Origin of the sequence: uncultured Brachyspira sp. (assembly GCF_910588665.1) — a bacterium.
Classification (GTDB): Bacteria; Spirochaetota; Brachyspiria; order Brachyspirales; family Brachyspiraceae; genus Brachyspira.
On the sequence record NZ_CAJUPR010000001.1, the window covers coordinates 198,802 to 221,384 of the forward strand.

Consider the following 22,583-nt stretch of genomic DNA (forward strand, 5'->3'; position numbering starts at 1 on the left):
GGGCTCATTTTTTTATAAAACCGGTGCTATTATTCTGCATGCAGAATTTCTAAGTCTTATTAATGTAGGCTGTTTTTTATACTCTTCCGATGTTATTTTATGAGAGTTTAAAGCATCTTTTTTAAAGATATTTTCAAATTTTTGCGCAATACTATCATTATATATAACGGCGTTCATTTCATAATGCAGATAGAAGCTTCGTATATCCATATTGCAGGTTCCGCATGACACTATTTTACCGTCCATTATGCAGAATTTACTATGCAGAAATCCTTTTTCATAAAGGTAAATATTTACTCCTGCTTTAAGCAAAGTTTCAAAATAAGTTTGGGCTACCCACCAAGCCACAAGTTTATCAGGCTTTCCAGTTATCATTAAATTTACATTTATTTCAGATAAAGCTGCATTTTCTAAAGCAGCTAAAAAACCTTCATCAGGAATAAAGTATGGACTTTCTATATAAATACTTTCTTTAGCCTCTTCTATCATTTTTAAATATACTTTTTGTATGCTGTCCCATTTAGAATCGGCGCCTGATGTTATTATTTGTACAGGCAGAAAATTATCGGTGGCTGCCTGAGGAAATAGATCCTTTCTTATTATTGAAAATTTATTCTTGTCTAGATTTTTATTTATATATTTTAATTTTCTTGTAATGTTATATCTTTTTTCTTTAATATTAAAAACTTCTAAATCTCTTCCTCCTGCATTATACCAATCACATACAAACACATTCTGTATAAGATTGCAGGAATCTCCTACTATTCTCATATGCACATCTTTCCAAGATTCGAATCGCTTTCCTCCGTCTATATATTCCTGTCCAAGATTCATTCCGCCCATATATGAAACAATTCCATCAACTACAATTACTTTTCTATGATTTCTGTAATTAATAAATCTAGTCCATAATATTGAAAAAGGATCATGATAATATAAAAATTTTATCCCATTTTTTTTTAATTCTTTTCTGTATTTTCTGCTTATGCTCATTAAAGAACCGACGCCGTCAAATATAAGTCTTATTTCAACTCCCTGATTTGCTTTTTTTATAAGAATATCTTTAATTTTTTCTCCAAGTTTGTCGCTTCTCCATATAAAATATTCCATATGTATAGTTTTTTCAGCTAATTTTAAATCCTGAATAACGGCATCAAAAAGTTCTTTGCCGTCATCAAATACATAAACTTCATTTTGAACGGTAATTGGAGAATATCCGCTTCTTATTGCAAGCTTAACTAAATTTATATGCCTGCTGTAATTGCCTTGAAGATTATCAAGTATTTTTATTTGTTCTTTGAGCATTGAAGAGAAATATTTTTTTATCATATCTTCAGGAAGTTTAGCCGAAATTTTCTTTTTAGATTTTTTCCAATCCATACCTAAAAATATATAAAATATTACTCCTATATACGGTAAAAATACCAATACTGTAAGCCATGCTATAAATGAATAGGGAGGTCTGTTTTCAAGAAGCATTTTTACAGCTATAGATACTACATATAAAAAAAATATAATGGTTAATATATAAAATATCATTTTTTCCCGATTAAAAAAAATAATTGTTTTCTAATAATATAAAAAATATAATAAAAGTCAATATAATCAATATTAACATAATAAATTTGTATAATACACTTGACAAAAATCATTAGTAGAGTAAAATATAAAAACTTCCGAAAATATTTGTAATGAAGGGCGTTGGTTTTCTTTCCCGAAAGAAGCCGACTCTCTTTTTTTGTTTATATAGGAAAATTTAAAAGCAGTGTTTTTTATGAATAATAAAATTAAGCCTCAGAAGCAGAAAGAATACGGCAGAGAGCCTAAAAAAAAGAAATTCAAAAAAGAAAAGCAAAATAAAGAAAACAATATAATAGATGAAGTTTTATTATTTAACGCCGTAAAAAATATATTGGAAGGAAACGGTATATATTTGCTTGATTTGAAGGTAAGAGCAATATCCGATAATAAAAAAGTTTATGCCGTAATTTTTAAAAAAAAAGAAAGCGTATCTCATACTCATTGCATAGAAACTACAAGAAAGATTCAAGACTGCATAAAGCAAAACGGATATGATGATGGAGATTATACCATAACGGTTTCTTCCGCAGGATTTAGATGGAAATTTAACAGCAGATATGAATTATTTGAAGATATGCCTATAAAGATTAAATATAAGATAGATGATGAGTTTATTATATGCTCTGCCGTATTAAAAGAAACTTATGATGATTATATTATTATCACTGTTTTTGATGAAAATAATATGCTTAATGATAAAAAGAAAAATATAAAAATATTAAAAGATGATATTATAAAGGCAAGATTAAATTGCTGATATATAAAATTATGTAATTAATAAAAATAAAATAAAAACGGAGAATCAAAATGTTTGAAAATGTCGGAACTTATTTACAGCAGCTTTCTGATGAAAAAGATATCAGTGTGGAGCTTTTAAAAGAAGTTATAGCTTCCACTATGAAATTAGCTTTGGAAAAAAAATATGGAAAACATATAAATTTTCATATTCATTTTGATAATAGGAATAATCCCACCGTATATAGAGGGGCTGATGTTGTAGAGGAGGTAAACGATCATAATAAAGAAATATCTTTGGAGGAAGCTAAGAAATTGGATCAGGATATTAATTTGGGAGATGAGGTTTTAATACTTGTAGACCAAGTTGAAGCTTTTGGAAGAATAGAAAGCACAGTTGCAAGAACTGCATTCTTTCAAAAAATTTCCGACCTTGAAAAAAATATTATATATAATGAATTTAAGAGAAGAGAGAATCAGCTTGTAAACGGATATTTTCAAAGAGAACATAGAGGCACCATTTATATAAATCTAGGAAAAACTGAAGGAGAACTTCAAAAGAAAGATCAGTCTCCAAGAGAACATTATGCTGCTGGGGATAGAATAAGAGCATACATATATGAAGTAAGAGGCGGCAAAGATAAAAGCGGCAAAGAAATTCCTACTAAAATATTATTAACCAGAACAAAAGCAGATTTTATTAAAAAACTTTTTGAACTTGAAATACCTGAAATAGCTGACGGTACCATAGAAATAAAAAATGTGGTAAGGCAGCCTGGATTAAAAATAAAAGTTGCAGTTGCATCTAATAAATCTGAAGTGGACCCTATAGGAGCCTGTATAGGACAGAAGGGAATACGCATACAGTCTATAATTAAAGAGATAGAAGGCGAAAAGATAGATGTTGTAAAATGGTCTAAAGATATAAGGGAATATATTGCCGAAGCTATAACTCCAGCAAAGCCTATTAGAATTATTATTACAGATCCTGAGAAAAAAGAGGCAATGGTTATTATACCAGATGAGCAGCTTTCTTTAGCACTTGGTAAAAGCGGCTATAATGTAAAGCTTGCTTCTCAGCTTACAGGATATTATTTTGATATAAAAACTGAAACCGATATTAAAGAAAATCCTGAATTGCTTAAAGATATAGTTCCTTTAAATCAGATATTCTCTGATAATGCAGGAGATACGGAAACTGCAAATGATGATGAAGATGCAGCAGAGATATTTGAAAGCAATCTTTATTCTCTGCATGGAATTGATGAAAATATTATAAAAACGCTTATTGATAATAATATTAATTCCATAGAAGAATTATATAATATGTCGGCTCAGGATATTATAGAAAAAACTAATCTTGAAAAAGATACAGTTGATAATTTGATACTTGTTATGAAAGATGTCGTTGAGGTTGTTGAAGCTTCCGATGATGAATATGAAACCACTTCGGAAGAGGTTGTGGAAGAGATAGAGGTTTATGAATGCCCTAACTGCGGATCCAGTATTACAGAAGATATGAATAAATGTCCTAAATGCGGTATTGAGCTTTCTTTTGAATAATTGAGTATTATTTTATGTTATGCGAAGTATGCGGATGCAGATGCTTTACCGAAATAGGGATTATAAAAAATATATGGGACAGCGATAAAAAAGTTTATCAATGCAAATGCTGCAAACTGTACTTTATAGAGATTCCAAGCGATGATGAAATATACTTTTTGTATAAAGAACAGTATCATAATAATATAAAAAATAAATTATTTGAAATTGCTAAAAGTAAAATGCGTTATGCCAGAAGCTTATCTCAATTTAATTTTATAAAAAAATATATTGACTTTAAAAATAAATCCGTATGCGAAATAGGAGCTTTTGACGGGTTGCTTTTAAGCATATTTAAAAATAACGGATGCAGTGTTTACGGATACGAACTTAATGATAATGCCAGAGAATATGCAAAAAAAAAATACGGTATTGATTTGAAAGCCGATTTTTCAGAAAGTAAAAATAAATATGATATTATAATACTTTCTCATGTTATAGAGCATTTAAAAAATCCTTATAATATATTGTTAAAAATAAAAGATATGCTGAACAATAAAGGCTGTTTATATATTGAAGTTCCAAACTCGCCTATGATAGATCAATGCAGTTATGAAAATCTTATTAAGTATTTATCTACCGAACATATTGTTAATTTTAATAAAGATAATTTAATAAAATTTGTTGAAAAATCCGATTTTGATATTACAGTATGCATGTATAATAATTATAAAATTTCTGTGCATAATGAAAAACTTAGAGCTAATATTTTAGAAGGTTCTATTCCAAGTATTAATAATTTATTTTCTTTTATTATTTTTGCATTGAAAACATTAATATCCCCAAATTCTGTTTTTATAAATTATGATGATAATAATAATATATGGAGCTACGGCGAAAATATAAGAATGATATGCAGATTAAATAATAATCCTTATAAGTTTTGATTTTTATTAATTAATAATCGTCAAATAATTATTAAGTTAAGGATTTTGATGCATTATGATTTATTTATTATTGCTAAATTTTTATATATATAATATTATAATAAATAATTTAATGTTTTATATTTAAGGATAATCTATGATAAAAAGATATACCAGAAAAGAAATGGGGGAGCTTTGGAGTTTGCAAAATGAGTTTCAAGTAATGCTTGATGTTGAGATTGCCGCCTGCGAAGCTATGGCTGAAATAGGAGAGATTCCGAAAGAGGCATTAAAAAATATTAAAGAAAAAGCCTCTTTCACAGTAGAAAGAATTGCCGAAATAGAAAGAGAAACTAATCATGATATTATATCATTTGTAACCGCAGTTCAGGAGAATGTAGGAGATGGAGGGCAGTATATACATAAAGGATTAACTTCAAGCGATGTTAAAGATACCGCTTTGGCTGTGATGATGAAAAGGTCTGCAGAAATTATACTGGACGATTTAAAAAGATTATCCGAAGTCTTATTAAGACGGGCTAAGGAACATAAATATACTCCTTGTATAGGACGCACGCATGGGATACATGCTGAACCTATGACATTAGGATTAAAGTTTATATTATGGTATGATGAGAATGAAAGAAATATTAAAAGAGTAAAAGAGGCTAAAAAACAGGTTTCTGTAGGAAAGCTTTCAGGAGCTGTAGGCACCTACAGTAATATTGATCCTAGAATAGAAGAGATTGTATGCAGAAAGCTGCAAATAGAAGCGGATAAAGTTTCAACTCAGATAATACAAAGGGACAGACATGCTCAGTATCTTACTGTTTTGGCAATAGTTGCTAGTTCATTAGAGAAATTTGCCACAGAAATCAGAAACCTTCAGAGAACCGATATAAGAGAGGCTGAAGAGTATTTCAGTGAAAAACAGAAAGGATCATCTGCTATGCCTCATAAAAGAAATCCTATTACATTAGAAAGAATATCGGGCTTGGCTAGAATTGTGAGAGGCAATGCTTTGGCTTCTATGGAAAATATTCCGCTTTGGCATGAAAGAGATATAAGTCACTCGTCGGTAGAAAGAGTAATACTTCCAGATTCTGCAATTGCAGTTGATTATGCTATTAATAAATTTATTGATATAGTTGATAAGCTTTTAATATATCCTGATGCTATGAAAGCTAATATTGAAAAAACGGGCGGTTTGATATTCAGTCAGAGAATATTAATAAAATTAGTTGATAAAGGTATTGACAGGGATAATGCCTACAGATGGGTTCAGAGAAATGCAATGAAGAGATGGATTAATAATGAAGATTTCAGAGAGAATATTCATAAAGATGAGGATATAACAAAATATTTAAGCGCTGCAGAAATTGACGATTGCTTTAATTATGAGTATTATCTTAGAAATATTGATGTTATTATGAAGAGATTTGGAATATAATAAAATTAAAATACTGAAGAGCCGTTAATACAGCCTATTTTTTGTATTAATGTTAATCATTAGTTTTTTTATTTTGTATATTTTTTATAAGCTTTTTTAAGTCCTCAGGTATGGGAGCTTTAACTTTAATTATTTTATCTGTAATAGGGTGATTAAATGTTAATGAGTATGCATGCAAAGCCTGTCTTTTAAAAAATCCTTCAGGCATAATATTTTTTTCTATAAAATTGTCAAAAACTACAGGACCGTACCTGCCGTATATTTTATCTCCAACCATAAATAAGTTTTTAGAATATAAATGAACTCTTATCTGATGCATTCTTCCTGTATATAATCTGGCCATGACAATTGCATAATCTCCTATTTTTTTTATGGTTTTAAAAGCTGTTTTTGAATATTTAGAGCCTTCAATATTTTCTTTATGAAGCGTCTGAAATCTTCTGTAATATTTATGTCTGCTTTCAAGCATATATCCTTCAACAATAAATTTATCTTCTATATCTTTTGCATTTTCAATTACAGCAATGTATATTTTTTTTATTGAGTTTTTTTTATATTGCTTTGCATTTATTTTTCTTCCCGCAAGCATAGCGCAGAAATTTGATGCTGCTTTGCTGCTCCTTGAAAGAACTACGCATCCGCTTGTTTCTCTGTCTATTCTGTTCAGCATATTAACGCTGCATCCGAGCATATTTTTTACAATAGTATGAAGCGTATTATGATAATATTTTCCAGACGGTATCACGGGTAAGTTTGCAGGCTTATTTGCCACAATTAAATCCCCGTCATCATAAACTATATTAACATTTCTATCCGCTTCAGGCTCTTTCATGTCTATAATATGATAAGCAATTTCATCTCCTTTTTTTACGAATCTTGTATATTTTACTTTCTTATTATTAAGAAGAACTAAGCCTCTTCCTATTAAATCCTGCCATTTATTTCTGGAATAATAAGAGAATCTGAAGCCCATATATTTATCAAGTCTTGTATTTTCTTCAATATTTTCTTCTATGCGGCATCTTCTTATTACTGATTTTTTATATAATTCTTCTGTATTTTCATTCAATCTGTTCTTTTTCTTTCTCATAATATGATTATACTAATAGTAAAAAAATTGTCAAAGTTTTATTGTGTTTGCTTAAAAATAATATATATTAAAAAATCGGTTAAGCTAATACTTTGGTAAAGTCTTAAAGAGAGGCAGATATATGATTCCAATGTTCCTTAATAAGGAAATTTTATTAACTGACTATAATTAATTTAAAGATTTCAGCTCCTCAACTTCTTTGGCGAATAGTTTCAAAGCACTTTCAACAACTTCTCTTTTGGTCATATCAATACCTGCAGCTTTTAAATTTTCTATAGGAGTTCTGCTTCCTCCGCTTTTTAAAAATTTCAAATAATTATCTCTGTTTGTATAGTCTCCTTCAGAATTTCCCTGAATAACGCCTTTAGATAAAGCTACCGCTGCTGACATACCTGTCGCATATTTATAAACATAAAAAGAACGGTAAAAATGAGGTATTCTTAAAGCCTCTAAATCGCTTGCCTCTTCAAAAACAGCTTTATCTCCGAAATATTTTTTTAATAAATCTTTATAAACTTTTCTTATAAGTTCTAATGTTGCAGGTTTTCCCTCCTCCGCTTCTTTATGCATTATATGCTCAAACTCTGCAAACATTGTTTGTCTAAATACAGTTGCCACAAATCCGTTTATATCCTTATTAAGGAGAAATGCCTTAACTTCTTTTTTATTTTCATTTTGCATTAAATAATTAAATAAAAGTTTTTCATTAAAAGTTGATGCAACTTCTGCTTCAAAAATAGTGTAATTATTATGCTGAAAAGGATTATTCTTTCTGCTGTAATAACTATGCATACTATGTCCTGCCTCATGAGCTAATGTAAATACGGATTCAATACTTTCTTCTCTGAAGTTCATTAATATATAAGGCTCCGATACATAACAGCCTGAAGAAAATGCCCCGCTTATTTTTCCTTTATTTTCATATTTGTCAACCCATCTTGAATTTAAACCTTTATTTAAAACTGAAATATATTCATTGCCTAGAGGAGACAGCGCTTTATATAATAAGTTTACCGCTTCGTCAAATGTATGGTGTATTTTTATATCTTTAACTACAGGCGCATATTTGTCATACTGTCTGAAACTGCTAATTCCTAATTTTTCAGCGCAGTATTCATAGTAGCTGTGAACTGCAGGCAAGGCATTATGAACACTTTCAATTAAGCTGTCATAAACACTTACAGGTATATCGTCTGCAAATAATTCCATTTCCCTTACGCTGTTATAGTTTCTTATTTTAGCGTCAAAAATATCCTGTTTTATCTGACTTGCATAAAGTTCGGCTAAAGTATTTTTATGCTTATCATATTGTTTATAAAATTGATTATAGCTTTTTTTTCTTATTTCTCTGTCATGGCTTTCTTGGAAGCTTGAGAATGATGCATGCGTTAATGATATTTTTTTACCATTGTATTCCAATTCTCCGAAATCTAAGTCTGCGTCATTTAAAGTGTCAAAAACATTTGAGGCTGTTGAAGATAATTCTTTTTGAAGCGCCAATATTTTTTCTTCTTTTTCAGATAATGTATGAGGCTTGTATTTCAGTATATTATTAAGATATATTAAATAATCTTTCAATACATCATTTTTTAAGAAGCTATTGAGCCTTTCAGCGTCTATACTCATTAATTCGGGTTCAAAATAACTTAAATTGGCTGAAAATTCCGCATAAAGTTTTGTAAATCTGGCGGCTTTTATATTTGAATCATTGTCGGTTAAATCTTCAGTTTGTTTTAAGGATGCATAAGTGCCTAATTTTTCTAAAATTATTGAGGCTTTCATTATACTGTCTAATATATTTTTTAATTCATTTGCTGACTTTGATAAGCTTCCCTTAAATTTTGCGGCATCTTTTGAAAACTCTTCAATTGATTTGAAGTCTTTTTCAAACTCTTGATCGTTTTTATATAATAAGCTTAAATCCCAAGTGTCTTCTGTTTTTACATCTTTTCTTTCTATTAAAGCATTTAGTTTATTTTCATTCATATATTACTCCTTTAATATTTATATTATCTATTTTGAAGAATTATTTTTTTATATTGTTATTTTTTTATAAAAAATATATTATAAATTATATTTTTGCAACTTCTTTTATGTTATATTTTATAATATAAAAGGCTATATAATTTTACAAAACTTTAGTATTTTCAAATATTTATTTTAATAATAAATACAGGATATAAAAATTATGAAAAATTTTAATTTAAATGACATAGAACAGATAATGACTTTTTATTTGATTTTTAATTTTATAATACTTGCCTGTTTAATTTACATAATAATATCTTTAATTTTCAGATTATTTTTTAAAGATAAAAAACAAGAAAAAATCAGTAAAAATAATAAAAGAAAGAAGAAAGATATTATTGATTTATTTTGGACTGAAAATGAATCAGATAAAAATAAAACTGTTTTTAAAAGAATATTTTTAATAGTTTTTACAATATTCACATTTATTTATATATTTAATTCTATAAATTTTATAATAAAAAATATTAATATAGTAAAAAAAGTTTTAAAAATAGAATAATTTGTATGCTTTTTTTATATTTATATTATACTTATAGCGTAATATGATAAATAAGATGTTTAATAATAGGAAGTTTTTATCGGTATCACTTGACGCATCATTTAGCAAAGTATATGCTGAAAGCGAAGTTAATTTTACTATAGTTCAAACTACCTATATTCATGGAATGATTTTTCCATATAATTTTATTACAGGAAAGATTACAAATACTTCTATTGCCCATATATTATCTTATATTAAAAAGTTAAAAAGCGGAGGCAAAGCTGTTTTTATTATTAGATAACGGATATTCTCTGCAGAGTCAGCCTACGGTTTATTATTATAATTTTGTTGCAATTAATGAAAATCATATATGGTCTGAAGTTTTAAATTATATGAATTATGTATTTAGTTTTAAAATCCACAGATAATGATTTAAGATATTATTAAATTGTTTGAAAGTCAGAAAGGTATTATTACAATAGAAAAACTTAATAATTGGAAAGCGGTTCCAGAGGATTATATTAAAGCTGGCAGAGAGAAAGACTATAAGCTTTTATATCAGGATAATTAATTTTTTGCTAACTTAAAAACAGATTTTAATGTATATTAAAGCAAATTTAATATATTTAGTTTTCCCGATTGCTTGACGGCTCGCAGTCGCTTTTATTAGCAATAATAAAAAATTATCATTTATTTTCGTTTTTCATTAATTTATGAATATGATTTACTATATCAAATCCTGCATTCAGAGCTTTGGCTATAGATCCTCCTGATTTATATAATATATCTCCCGCTATAAATAAATTCTCAACAGAACTTTCATGCTTATCATTAATTATAGGAACTCCGCTTTCATCTAGCTTTATAGAGCATCTTTTTAAAAAATCTACAGGAGCAGATCCTCCCAATGCATATATTACTCTGTCATAAATATCATCAATGCCGTCAGTATAATGAACTAATACTTTTCCGTCTTTATCTTCTATAGATTTTATATCAACTCCTAATCTTGCTTTTACTTTTCCGCTTGCAATATCTTCTTTTATAGTCTGTAAATTTTTTTCATTAGGTCTTGTAAACTCTGATTTTCTGTAATTAATAGTAACATTATTGTCTTTTCCAAGCAAATAAGCATATTCAACAGCCGAGTTTCCTCCTCCAACTACAAGTACCTTTTCATTTTCTTTGCATTTATAAATATTAAAATTTACTGCGGTATTTAGGCTGGAAGGTATATTATAATCGGGTTTATTAGGTTTTCCCATTTTTCCTATAGAAGCCACTACATATTTTGATATATATTTTTTATTATCTGATGTGTTTACTTCTAAGTATTCTCCATTTTTTTTGATGGATTCTGCTTCCGTATTAAATACTGCCTCTATATAGTTTCCAAATAAGCATTCGCTGAATAAATCTAATACATCACCTTTAGTTGCAGTTTCAAATTTAATATTTCCCTTTAAATCCAAACTTTCGCCTTTATAATCTTTATCAACTCTTTTATCATCTTTATAAAATTTTCTAATTGTAGTAGAATGATTGTCTCCTTTTTCTATTAAAAGCACTTTAGATATTTCAAGTATGGCAGCCTCAACGGAAGCAGCAATTCCGCCGGGACCTCCCCCCACAATAATTAAATCATATTTATTATCCATAAACTTTACTCCCTAATTTTAAAAAATTAAAATATAAAATTTTTAATAAAAATACAGATTAAACATCTAAATTTCTTACATATCTTGCATTAGATTCTATAAAGTCTCTTCTTGGTTTTACTTCATCTCCCATAAGCATAGAAAATAATTGATCCGCTTTTTCAGCATCTTCGGTCAATACCTGATACATAAGTCTTGTTTCAGGATTCATAGTAGTTTCCCATAACTGATCTGCATTCATTTCCCCCAATCCTTTATATCTTTGTATATTGTATTTTTTATCTTTATTTTCCTCAAGTATTTTATCTCTTTGATCATCAGAATAGGCATATACAAAATTTTTCTTATCAAAACTTATTTTATATAGAGGCGGAACAGCTATGAATATATGACCTAAGTCTATTAAAGGACGCATATATCTGAAAAAAAATGTTAAAAGCAAAGTTCTTATATGCGAGCCGTCAATATCTGCATCAGCCATTATAATAATTCTTCCGTATCTTATTTTAGATATGTCAAATGAAGATCCTACCCCGCAGCCTAATGCGGCAATTATAGGCTTTAAACTTTCATTATCTATTATCTTATCAAGTCTGGCTTTTTCAACATTTAATACTTTACCTCTGAGAGGCAGAATAGCCTGAAAATGTCTGTCTCTTCCGCCCTTAGCTGTACCGCCTGCAGAATCTCCTTCCACAAGATATACTTCGCATTTATCAACTTCCTGTTCCGAACAGTCCGCTAATTTTCCTGGTAAAGAATCGCTTTCTAATGCATTTTTTCTTCTTGCTAAATCTCTTGCCTTTCTTGCGGCTTCTCTTGCCTGTGCGGCGGATATAATTTTTTCCAGTATAGCTTTTATAACCTTAGGATTTTGAGAGAAATAATCGTTTAATCCTTCAACTACAAGCTTTTCCGTTGCAGTGCGTACTTCAGTATTTCCTAATTTAGTTTTTGTCTGTCCTTCAAACTGAGGATTAGGTATTTTTACAGACACTACGGCAACTAAACCTTCTCTTGTATCTTCTCCCATAAATGTTATTTTATTCTTTTTATCTAGTTCAAGTTTTTTAGCAAAATCGCTGTAAACTCTGGTTAAAGCGGTTCTGAAACCTACCAAGTGACTACCGCCTTCGGTAGTATTAATATTATTGCAGTATGTAAATATATTTTCATTATAAGCATCAACATACTGCATAGCAACTTCAACATCGGTTTTATTTTCATTTTTATGCAGATATATAGGCTTATCATGCAATGCTTTTTTATTCTCATTAAGATGAGCTATAAACATTTCTATACCGCCCTCATAATAAAATTCGCTGCTTATAATGCTGCTTTCTCTTTCATCTGTAAGAGTTATTTTTATTCCTCTATTTAAAAAAGCCAGTTCTCTAAGTCTGTTAGCCAATATTTTATAATCATAGAGCGTAGTTTCAAATATTTCGCTGTCAGCTTTGAATGTTACTTTAGTACCAGTTTTTGTGCTCGTACCCACTTCTTTTACAGGCTCTTCGGATATGCCTCTATGATATACCTGTCTGTATAGCTTGCCGTCTTTACTGACTTCTGCAATAAGCTCCGTACTTAGAGCATTAACCACAGATACGCCGACGCCATGCAAACCTCCTGATACTTTATATGTTTCATTATCAAATTTACCGCCTGCATGAAGCTTGGTCATAACTACTTCTAAAGCGGAAATTTTAAGTTTCGGATGCATATCCACAGGTATTCCTCTTCCGTCATCTTCCACTTCCATTATATTATCTTTTTTAATGGTAACATTTATATTTTTACAGTATCCCGCCATAGCTTCGTCTATACTATTGTCCACAACTTCATATACTAAGTGATGCAGACCCTGAGCACCTGTTGAACCTATATACATACCAGGACGCTTTCTAACAGGGTCCAGTCCTTCTAAAACTTGTATGTTTTTCGAGCTATATGTTTTTTCTGCGGCAGCCATATTTGTAATTTTCCTCTTATAATATTTTATTTTCAGATTTTAATGTATTATACAATGAATATAATAATATTACAAATTTAAATTACAGCAACACCAAAGGCGGACAGCGTAGGCGAACATAGCAGCAATAAAAAATTATAAATCCTTTTTTAATTATTAAAATAATTCTGTTAATCTGAAATCCCATATCATAAGCATCAATAATCCGTAAACAAATCTGTCTGATGCTTTTTTATTATCAGTATTAGAAAATTTAATATTTATTTTTACTTTGTCTCTATAATCTACATATTCGTCTGTATTTATACTTATATTAAAATAGTCTCCGTTATCTAATTCTAGATAATAGTCTCCTATTATGCTGCATCCTATATAACTGGCTATCATAGAATATCTTGCTCCGAAAGATTTAAAAGTACCGTAAGCTATTTCAGCATTCTGCAGTTTCGCTATCTCATTTATCAAATTATTTTTATCTAATTTAATAACAGGCAATTGATTTATAGTCTGAGAGATTTCATAATCTTCTAACTGCTGTTTCCATTTGCTTATAGTCTCTTCATCCATTTCTGCAGGACTTGCTAAACTTATAAAACCGTCTTTATTAATTTGTATTTCTTCATCATCAGCATTTGAATAGCTTCCGTCATTAGTATATCTGAAAAGAGTTATAAAATTATTATCTTTGTCATATAGATTCCAGACAAGAGAAGAAGAAAATTTATTCATTATAGGATTATCAATAAATACTTCTTTGAAAAAACTATAATGATATTTTTTTTCATATATCAATAATGTAGTTAAATTTATAGAAAGTTTTTTTATAATATTTTGTATTTCTTTTTTTAAATATTTAATTTCATCTTTTATGCTTTTTGATAAATCTTTTGGTACCGATTTTAAAACTTTATTATTTTTTATATCAAATACATTTACAGAACAATCATTATTTAGAATCAATTTATAATTATTATCAATAACTTTTTCTCCTCTTGCATCAAATCCGAAATTTGCTCTATATTTCAAACATAAATCATCAATAGATAATCCTTCTTTTTCTGATATTTCATTTAATGAATCTAATACAGTTTCTTTTATTTCATATTTTTTTGTTTTTAAATATATTTCATATAATGATTTTACAGCATAGTTATTATACATATTTATATTAAGTATTATTAAAAAGAATTTAGAATCTTTTTCTTTTCCGTATATTTTTCTTAAAGCCTCATCTCCTCCGCATAAACTATAAACTACTGCAGCAGCTTTTTTATATGTTTCTATGTATATATTTTCTGCAAAACTTGAAAAACTTTCTTTATCAAGCAAATTAATAATAGAATCTATTTCAGGGATATTATAAATATTTCCTTTTAAAGACGAATATTTTGAGTATATATATCATATGACTTTTATATTAACTTCTCTCGATTTATCTTTTATTAATACATTACAGTCTTTTATATAAGCAGCTTTCTTTTCATCTTCTTTGCTTAATTTTTTATTTATAGCTTCTTCATATTATTCAATAGTTTCAAAGAGTTTATAATCAAGCAGTTCTTTTAAATCATCATAATAAAGATTTTCTAATTTATTTTTGGTATATATAATTTTTTTATCTTTACTTTCTAAAGCTATTTTATAAATTTCTTTTATATTTTTTTCTAAAACTTTTGTAACATTGATATTAGAATAAGCATATAAATATAATATCCATTTCAGACTTAAATAATCAACAGTTTCATTATTAAGAGGCTGATTAAAATTCTGGCATCCGTTAAACATACCGCTCATATTTGTAACATTGGAAGTATTCCATTTCTCTATACCTGAAAAATCTTTTCCTCCAATATCATAAAAATAAAATATTTCGCTCATATCAGTTATTAAACTTGTGTCAATATCTCATAAATAAATATTTTTATCTTTTACTAGATTTTGTAATTCTTTTTTTGTTTTAGGTTGGTATTTCATTTTTCTGTTTTTTCTCCCTAAATTATGATTTTTAATTTTTTATATTCGGTATATCAAAGATTTTGCCGTTTTCAAAGTTTTTTACCTTTTCTTTTTCTGTAACTGTTATGAATACTTGTCCTAATGTTTTAATATATTCAAGTATACTGCAGCGTTTTATATTGTCAAGCTCAAGCATAGCATCATCAATCAACAGAATAGGGGATTTTTTTCTGTATTCTGATAATATTTTTTCGCTTGCCAATTTCATTATAAGCGTAAACATTCTCTTCTCTCCCTGAGATGAAAATTTTTTTGATAGAGAATCTTTATAAAAAAATTGATAATCCGCTCTATGTATGCCGAAGTATGTTGTATGCATTCTTATTTGTTCTTTCAAAGTGCATTCTAGTTTTTTTATATACTCGTTTTCATTTGATATGTCTTCTACAGTGGACTGATATTTTATTGCATAAGGGTTTTCATTTTTAAAAATATTTTTATAAATTTCATTCATTTTTTCTTCTAATATTTTTGAATATTTTTTATTTTCATCAGCTATATAAATAGAAAGTTTTGCAATATCATTATTATAAATATATGCTTCATTGGGTTTTGTATTGAGGCAGATATTTCTCATTTTAAGAAGTTTATTATATTTTATTAATGCAGATAAATATTCTCTGGATACTGACGATATAAGCATATTAAAATAATCGCGCCTTAATTTAGGTTCATTTATTATCAAATCGGTATCATTGGGCAGAAATATGACATATAGTATTCTTCCTATTAAGTTTTTTCTTGATGCAATTTCCTTTTTATCAATAAATAGTTTTTTTAATTTTTTTTGATATGCTATTTCTATATTTGTATCATAATTTAATTCGGCTTCTCTGAAAATACCTCTTAAAAAATAATTATCTTTTTCATTTTTTATAAGCTCTCTGTCAAGTCTTGTTCTGAATGATACGCCGTTTCCAAGCATATAAATGGCTTCAAGTATATTAGTTTTTCCGCATCCGTTATGTCCGTATAATACATTTATTTTATCTGAAAATTCAAATATATTCTCATTATAATTTCTAAAAGAACGCAATGTAAGTTCTTTGAGTATCATTTTGATTTAAGCCTTTAATTTATTAGTGTAATATATTATATATTAAAAACTTTAAAAATAGTAGTATTTAGTGTTATACGATTAAAAATAAAGCTTGTTAATAAAATATCATTAACAAGCTTTTTAAATGTTTAAAACTTTTCTAATTTTTTATCTCTGATATAAATTATCAGGCATTGGCAAATAAATCTTTTATATCCGTTTTTTCCCAAGTAAACTCTGGAAGTTCTCTTCCGAAATGTCCGTAAGCGGTTGTCTTCTCATATATTGGTCTTCTCAAATCAAGTTTTTTTATTATGCCCGAAGGAGTTAAATCAAGCTCTTTAGTAATTATATTGGCTAATACTTCATCATGTACTTTTGCTGTTCCGAAAGTATTGACATATACAGATAAAGGCTCTGGTACTCCGATAGCATAAGCAAACTGTACTAATGCTCTGTCTGCTATGCCGCTTGCCACTATATTTTTAGCAATATATCTAGCCATGTAGCAGGCACTTCTGTCTACTTTTGTGGGATCTTTTCCGCTGAAAGCCCCGCCGCCATGAGCTCCATGTCCGCCGTAGCTGTCTACTATAATTTTTCTGCCTGTTAAGCCGCAGTCTCCCATAGGGCCGCCTACAACAAATGAACCTGTAGGGTTAATATAGTATTTAGTATTTTCATCAAGCATATCCTGCGGACATATTTCATTAATAACATATTTTTTTATGTCAGCTTCTATCTGCTTATGCTCAACTCCTGCTGCATGCTGTGTGGAAATAACAACTGCATCTATTCTTGAGGCTTTGCCGTCTTTATATTCAACTGTAACCTGACTTTTTCCATCCGGTCTTAAATAGTCAACAGTTTTGTCTTTTCTGATTTTAGTTAAGCATTCCGCCAATCTATGAGCTAAATGTATAGTCAAAGGCATAAATGTTTCAGTTTCATTTATAGCATATCCGAACATTATGCCTTGATCTCCTGCACCTTCCGAAATATTTAAAGTTTTGGAATTAAATAAACCCTTTCCAGCACTTACTCCCATATCTATATCAGGAGATTGTTCTGCAATAGATTCCATAACTGCGCAAGTGTCTGCATCAAATCCCATATCACTGCTTGTATATCCTATTCGCCTTACGGTATCCCTGGCGATTTTTTGATAATCCAATCTAGCTTTTGTAGTGATTTCCCCTGCTATAATAAGCATTCCTGTCTTTGCCAAAGTTTCGCAGGCTACTCTGGAATTAGGATCTTGTTTTAAACATTCGTCTAAGACTGCATCGCTTACAGCATCGCAGATCTTATCAGGATGGCCTTCTGTTACTGATTCAGAAGAGAAGTGATAATTTTTTATCTCAGCCATAGTTTTACCTCTTATTAAAATATAATCGTTATATTTTATAGTAGTTAATATAAATAGTCAAGAAAATATTTTGTCTTTATGCCTCATTATCTAATATTAAAAATTCTATATTGCCTATTTCAGTTATGATAAGAGAATCGTCTAATATATATTTTAATAGCATTCAGTATTATATCAGAACTTACTACTGCAGAAACTCCTATTTCTAAAATTTTTTAGGCTTATACTGTATTATTATTCCATTAAAAAAATATTTCTGTTTATCTGACATTTCATATAATTTTATTTTTGATATTATTTCATCAAGAATTACAGTTTTGATTTTTTCAGGATTCTGTATCTTCATAAATTACTGCTAAATATAATGTCTCTAAAAGAATTAGAGCAGATGTACGGATTTAAAAAATTAATTTGCTACCTGTTTAATATAGCTGCGGATATTAATAAATATATAGCAGTTCCTATTATATCGCATATAGAAGCCACAAGAGGCACGCTGCTTGTGGTAGGATCTTTTTTCAGCTTTACAAATAAAAAGGGAAGGCATAATCCTATTAAACTTCCTATTACTACAACCAATATCATAGAAATCGATACCGCAAAAGCAATTATTAATCCGCCTCTGAAAACAGCTATCAATGATACGGCAATGCTCATAGTAATGCCTAGTACCACAGATACTAATGCCTCTTTTCCAAGCATAAAAAGCCAGTCTGTATTTTTTACATCTCCGACCGATAAGCTTCTTATTATAAGAGTTGAAGACTGAGCACCTGCATTACCTGCACTGTCTATTAAAAGAGGCAGGAAAAATATTAAAGAAACATATCGGCTTATAGTTTCTTCGAAAAGCCCTATAACATAACCTGATATAATATTGACGAATACTAAAATAAACAGCCAAAGTATTCTTTTCTTATATAATATTAAAGGATTAGCTTGTTTTATATTACCGTCAAAATCATTATCAACGCTTATGGCTCCCAATTTATGAAAGTCTTCAGTATCTTCTTTCTCGGCAATATCAAATATATCATCTATTGTAACTATGCCGATCAAAGCGTTTTTAGAATCAACTACAGGTATGTAAAGCAGATCATACTTTCTTCCTACACGAACGGCTTCCTCCTGATCTGAATATACGGATAGATATATTATATCAGTATGCATAAGATTTTCTATTTTTTCATTATGAGAGGCAAATAATAAATCTTTTAATAATATATATCCTAATAATGTGCCGTCTTTATCTACTATATATATAACTTCAAAAGTTTCGGAATCTTTTCCGTATTTTCTGATATATTCTAAAGTCTGCTTAACGCTGTAATCAGGGTACACATCAATATATTCAGGCGTCATTATACGCCCTATGCTGTATTCAGGATATCCCAATAATTGTCTTGTAATATTAAGATCATTTTCTCCCATAAGGGAAAATATCTTTTTAGTGATGTCTGCAGGAAGTTCTTCAAAAAGAGATGTTCTGTCGTCGGGACTCATTTCATGTATAAGTTCTTTTAATTCATTTTCATTCATAGAAACTATAATTTTTTCCTGCTCTTCAGTTTCTAATTCAGAAAATACATAAGCTGCAGTTTCTCTTGATAATAATCTGAAAACTATGCTTCTGTTTCTGTCTCCGTCTAATATCCTTATAATATCAACTATTTCGGCGGCATGCATATTGGACAATAAATATTTTAGCTTGTCCCATCTTTGATTTTCTATTACATTTATAATTTCCGTATATTCTTTATTTTCAGACATATTTTTTATAATATTTTTTATATTTATATATATCAATTGTTTTATTATTATTATATAATATAGGCATTATATAATAATAATAAAAAAAATCCAATAATGTATTTTAATATAAAAAATAGGTAAAGGAGTTATTTTAATATGGCTGATATAAAAAAGATCGGAGTGTTAACAAGCGGAGGAGATGCTTCAGGAATGAATCCCACTATAAGAAGTGTAGTAAGGACTTCAATAGCTAATGGTTTGGAAGTAGTAGGAATAAAAGAAGGCTATCAAGGTCTTATGTATAATGATGTATATACTATGACAGCGGGAAGTGTAGGAGGTATAATTAATCAGGGCGGTACTATATTATTTTCTGCAAGATCTCCTGAATTTCAAACAGAAGAAGGTATGAAAAAAGCCGCTGATAATATGAGATATCATGGTATGGACGCTTTAATAGTAATAGGCGGAGACGGAACTTATAAAGGCGCTTTAGATTTTTATAATCATCATCCTGAATTTCCTATAGTTGCCATACCTGGAACTATTGACAATGATATATTTGGTACCGATTATACAATAGGTTATGATACTGCAGTTAATGTGGCTATGGACGCTATAGATAAATTAAGAGATACAGCCACTAGTCATGGCAGATGTTTTGTTGTGGAGGTAATGGGAAGACATGCAGGCTATATTGCCTTAGAGGTGGGAATAGCTTCTGGTGCAGAAGATATATTAATACCAGAAACTATTACAGATATAGATAAAATAGTAGAGGAGCTTCAGATAGCCAAAAAAAGAGGTAAAAAATCTTCTATAATAGTGGTAGCGGAAGGAGACGAGTCAGGCGGAGCTATGGAAGTGGCTAAGCAGATAGAGGGAAAAACAGGCTTTGATACAAGAGTTACTATTATAGGACATATGCAGCGCGGAGGAACTCCGACTTCAAGAGAGCGTTTAATGGCTGCAAGATTTGGTTATATTGCCGTAAAAGCTCTGCTGGAAGGTAAAAAAAATGTTGCTGTAGGTATTTGGAAGGGAGAATATACTTATACTCCTCTTACGGATGCAGTTAAAAAAGTTCCTAAAGTGGATCCTATAGATTTAGCTTTATGCAGAACCCTTGCTATATAAAATAATAAAGTAGAGGCTATATTTATTATGATAGAAAATAAATCCATTTTGGGAATCAGAATAGATAATTTCAAAGTAAGTCTTGAAGAAATATTCGATTACTTTAAATATGGAAAAAATATACTCATAATATACTTGGATGTGCATCATCTTTTAAAGGCAAGGCATAATAAAAAATTAAAAGAAATAATAAAAAATGCTTCTTTTGTAATTGCTGCACATCCTTTTATAGCTAAGGCGTATAAATTTATATACAAAGAGGAATTAAAATATATAAATGAATTTATTTTATTTTCTAAAATATTGGATTATATAGAACAGAAAAATATGTCTTTGTTTTTATTCGGAGATTATGAAAAATATTTCTTCACAATATCGGAAAAAATTAAAAAAGTTTATCCTAAAATATATATGCTTGGTAATTATAAAAATACAAAGGATAAAGGAGAGCTTGATAAGGCTTTCATAGGATTTAAAAAGATAGAACCTGATGTTTTTCTAATACATATGAGTTTTAAGAAAGCATTGTATTGGTTTGATTTAAATAAGCAGAATTTGGATATGAAATTCTGCATACCTTTTAAAAGACCATTGGACAGTTTTGCTGGTAAAATAAAGCCTCCTAATATGGAAATGCTCAATAAAGATAAAAAATATTTTTACATTTTACAATCTCCAATCTTATATATACAATTTTGGATATTAGTTCTCTTTGAAAAAATATTCGGCAGTAAAATTAGTAAAAATGCTTCTAATTAACGGCAATCAAGGTTTCTTCTAAAGCCTGCATATATTCTCTGGCTCTTGAGACATTCGGATTTACAGGATATTCTGAAACAAATATGTCTAAAGCTTTATAAGAATCTGAATATCTTCCGACTTTAAAATATGATAATCCTATATAAAGCAAAGCTTCAGAATCTAAAGTATAAACATTATTAAGCCTTACTCTGCTGTAATATTCAATAGCCTTATTATAATTCTTTTCATTATAGTATGACTGAGCTATTTTAAATAAAGCTTCTTCTGCATATTCCGTTCTAGGGAATAATGCTGCTATTTTTGTATAATACATTCTCGATTTTATATAATTGGTTTCCGTAAAAGTTTTATGCGCCATAGCCGGAACTTGTATTAAATATGTTCTTACAACTTCATTATAATATATGCTTGTTTTATTATATTTAAGAAAATCCTCATAGGTTTCAAAGGCTCTGTCATATTCGTTCATATTGAAATAAACTCTTGCTCTTCCGAGAACTGCTAATTCTCCGTCATATCTTAAAAAATAACTTAGTGCTTCGCCGTATTTTTTCTGTAAAAATAATTGATATCCGTATTGTATATTTATCTTTGATGCTAAAATAGGATCCGTTATTTTCAGATTCTCCTGAAGCTTAGATATTATATAAGGATCCGCATTATTTTCCAATCTGGATATGTCGGCATAAGCTAAAACGGCATTTATAGAGTACTGTGCAAAATTAGGATTGTTAATTATGCCTGCAAGTCTTTCCTTTGCCAAAGAATATTTTTTCAGTCTTTTTAAAGAATCAGCCACCATAAAATAGGATTCCGCTATATTATTTACAGGTCTTGACTTGCTGTCTATAGATAGGTATTCATTTAAATTGTTAATAGCTTCATTGTAGTTTTCTATCTCATAGCTTCTTTTTCCCTTTTGAAAATATCTTTCAGGAGAAGATAATTCTGAAACTTTAGTTATAAACACCCCTATTAATATTGCCACTATAGTTATAACAGATGCTAAAACTGCCGCATAAGTTTTCATAAAATTATTACC

General features: G+C 29.0%; 20 protein-coding genes and 1 pseudogene. 9 read left to right on the plus strand and 12 right to left on the minus strand.

Annotated elements, in window-relative coordinates:
• Positions 1-12: 12 nt before the first annotated feature.
• Positions 13-1,539 carry a phospholipase D-like domain-containing protein gene (locus tag QZ306_RS01030; RefSeq protein WP_295159840.1) on the minus strand — a complete coding sequence of 509 codons (1,527 nt, stop codon included), beginning with the start codon at positions 1,537-1,539 and terminating at the stop codon, positions 13-15.
• Positions 1,540-1,774: 235 nt separating this feature from the next.
• On the opposite strand from QZ306_RS01030, the gene QZ306_RS01035 reads away from it, so the two are divergent.
• The 4 genes from QZ306_RS01035 to purB all read left to right on the plus strand — a co-directional run bounded on the left by QZ306_RS01035 (position 1,775) and on the right by purB (position 6,234).
• On the plus strand, positions 1,775-2,338 hold the full coding sequence (locus QZ306_RS01035; protein ID WP_295159843.1) for a ribosome assembly cofactor RimP: 564 nt from the start codon (positions 1,775-1,777) through the stop codon (positions 2,336-2,338).
• 50 nt (positions 2,339-2,388) lie between these two features.
• Positions 2,389-3,879, plus strand: coding sequence for a transcription termination factor NusA (gene nusA, locus QZ306_RS01040; RefSeq protein ID WP_295159846.1), 1,491 nt, complete (start codon positions 2,389-2,391; stop codon positions 3,877-3,879).
• Positions 3,880-3,893: 14 nt separating this feature from the next.
• Positions 3,894-4,805 (plus strand): class I SAM-dependent methyltransferase, encoded by a 912-nt coding sequence (locus QZ306_RS01045; RefSeq protein ID WP_295159849.1) that lies wholly within the window; start codon positions 3,894-3,896, stop codon positions 4,803-4,805.
• A gap of 136 nt (positions 4,806-4,941) precedes the next feature.
• A complete protein-coding gene (purB, locus tag QZ306_RS01050; RefSeq protein ID WP_295159852.1) occupies positions 4,942-6,234 on the plus strand; it encodes an adenylosuccinate lyase in 1,293 nt (430 codons plus the stop codon).
• A gap of 52 nt (positions 6,235-6,286) precedes the next feature.
• Here the strand turns inward: purB and QZ306_RS01055 are convergent, their stop codons facing one another.
• Positions 6,287-7,324, minus strand: coding sequence for an RluA family pseudouridine synthase (locus QZ306_RS01055; protein WP_295159855.1), 1,038 nt, complete (start codon positions 7,322-7,324; stop codon positions 6,287-6,289).
• A 168-nt stretch (positions 7,325-7,492) separates the two neighbouring features.
• Positions 7,493-9,310: an oligoendopeptidase F gene (pepF, locus tag QZ306_RS01060; protein ID WP_295159858.1), complete on the minus strand. Its 1,818-nt coding sequence runs from the start codon at positions 9,308-9,310 to the stop codon at positions 7,493-7,495.
• Between the two features lie 202 nt (positions 9,311-9,512).
• Between pepF and QZ306_RS01065 the strand changes: the two genes are divergently transcribed.
• From QZ306_RS01065 to QZ306_RS01075, 3 genes and pseudogenes are all read left to right on the plus strand, one after another.
• Positions 9,513-9,854: a hypothetical protein gene (locus tag QZ306_RS01065; RefSeq protein WP_295159861.1), complete on the plus strand. Its 342-nt coding sequence runs from the start codon at positions 9,513-9,515 to the stop codon at positions 9,852-9,854.
• Between the two features lie 55 nt (positions 9,855-9,909).
• Positions 9,910-10,237: pseudogene (locus tag QZ306_RS01070) on the plus strand (bifunctional metallophosphatase/5'-nucleotidase); the annotation flags it as partial.
• A 47-nt stretch (positions 10,238-10,284) separates the two neighbouring features.
• The gene (locus QZ306_RS01075; protein ID WP_295159864.1) at positions 10,285-10,407 is read left to right on the plus strand and encodes a hypothetical protein; all 123 of its coding nucleotides are present in this window, start codon (positions 10,285-10,287) and stop codon (positions 10,405-10,407) included.
• A 115-nt stretch (positions 10,408-10,522) separates the two neighbouring features.
• On the opposite strand, the gene QZ306_RS01080 is transcribed toward QZ306_RS01075, so the two are convergent.
• The 8 genes from QZ306_RS01080 to mgtE form a co-directional block, all read right to left on the minus strand.
• On the minus strand, positions 10,523-11,494 hold the full coding sequence (locus QZ306_RS01080) for an NAD(P)-binding domain-containing protein (protein ID WP_295159866.1): 972 nt from the start codon (positions 11,492-11,494) through the stop codon (positions 10,523-10,525).
• 58 nt (positions 11,495-11,552) lie between these two features.
• A complete protein-coding gene (gyrB, locus tag QZ306_RS01085; protein ID WP_295159869.1) occupies positions 11,553-13,466 on the minus strand; it encodes a DNA topoisomerase (ATP-hydrolyzing) subunit B in 1,914 nt (637 codons plus the stop codon).
• Between the two features lie 156 nt (positions 13,467-13,622).
• Positions 13,623-14,795: a DUF4132 domain-containing protein gene (locus tag QZ306_RS10630; protein WP_363322628.1), complete on the minus strand. Its 1,173-nt coding sequence runs from the start codon at positions 14,793-14,795 to the stop codon at positions 13,623-13,625.
• 192 nt (positions 14,796-14,987) lie between these two features.
• Positions 14,988-15,368, minus strand: a complete 381-nt coding sequence (locus QZ306_RS10635) for a BspA family leucine-rich repeat surface protein (RefSeq protein ID WP_363322629.1) — start codon at positions 15,366-15,368, stop codon at positions 14,988-14,990.
• Positions 15,369-15,471: 103 nt separating this feature from the next.
• Complete coding sequence (recF, locus tag QZ306_RS01095; protein WP_295159872.1) at positions 15,472-16,539, minus strand: DNA replication/repair protein RecF; 1,068 nt, start codon at positions 16,537-16,539, stop codon at positions 15,472-15,474.
• A 169-nt stretch (positions 16,540-16,708) separates the two neighbouring features.
• A complete protein-coding gene (gene metK / locus QZ306_RS01100) occupies positions 16,709-17,890 on the minus strand; it encodes a methionine adenosyltransferase (RefSeq protein WP_295159875.1) in 1,182 nt (393 codons plus the stop codon).
• Between the two features lie 205 nt (positions 17,891-18,095).
• A complete protein-coding gene (locus QZ306_RS01105; protein WP_295159878.1) occupies positions 18,096-18,236 on the minus strand; it encodes a hypothetical protein in 141 nt (46 codons plus the stop codon).
• Between the two features lie 68 nt (positions 18,237-18,304).
• The gene (gene mgtE / locus QZ306_RS01110) at positions 18,305-19,660 is read right to left on the minus strand and encodes a magnesium transporter (RefSeq protein WP_295159881.1); all 1,356 of its coding nucleotides are present in this window, start codon (positions 19,658-19,660) and stop codon (positions 18,305-18,307) included.
• A 138-nt stretch (positions 19,661-19,798) separates the two neighbouring features.
• Here mgtE and pfkA point away from each other — a divergent pair, with 138 nt between their 5' ends.
• Both pfkA and QZ306_RS01120 read left to right on the plus strand, forming a co-directional pair.
• The gene (gene pfkA / locus QZ306_RS01115) at positions 19,799-20,779 is read left to right on the plus strand and encodes a 6-phosphofructokinase (protein ID WP_295159883.1); all 981 of its coding nucleotides are present in this window, start codon (positions 19,799-19,801) and stop codon (positions 20,777-20,779) included.
• Positions 20,780-20,806: 27 nt separating this feature from the next.
• Positions 20,807-21,538 (plus strand): WecB/TagA/CpsF family glycosyltransferase, encoded by a 732-nt coding sequence (locus QZ306_RS01120; RefSeq protein ID WP_295159885.1) that lies wholly within the window; start codon positions 20,807-20,809, stop codon positions 21,536-21,538.
• Here the strand turns inward: QZ306_RS01120 and QZ306_RS01125 are convergent.
• Complete coding sequence (locus QZ306_RS01125) at positions 21,531-22,571, minus strand: tetratricopeptide repeat protein (protein WP_295159887.1); 1,041 nt, start codon at positions 22,569-22,571, stop codon at positions 21,531-21,533. The genes QZ306_RS01120 and QZ306_RS01125 overlap by 8 nt on opposite strands.
• Positions 22,572-22,583: the final 12 nt, after the last annotated feature.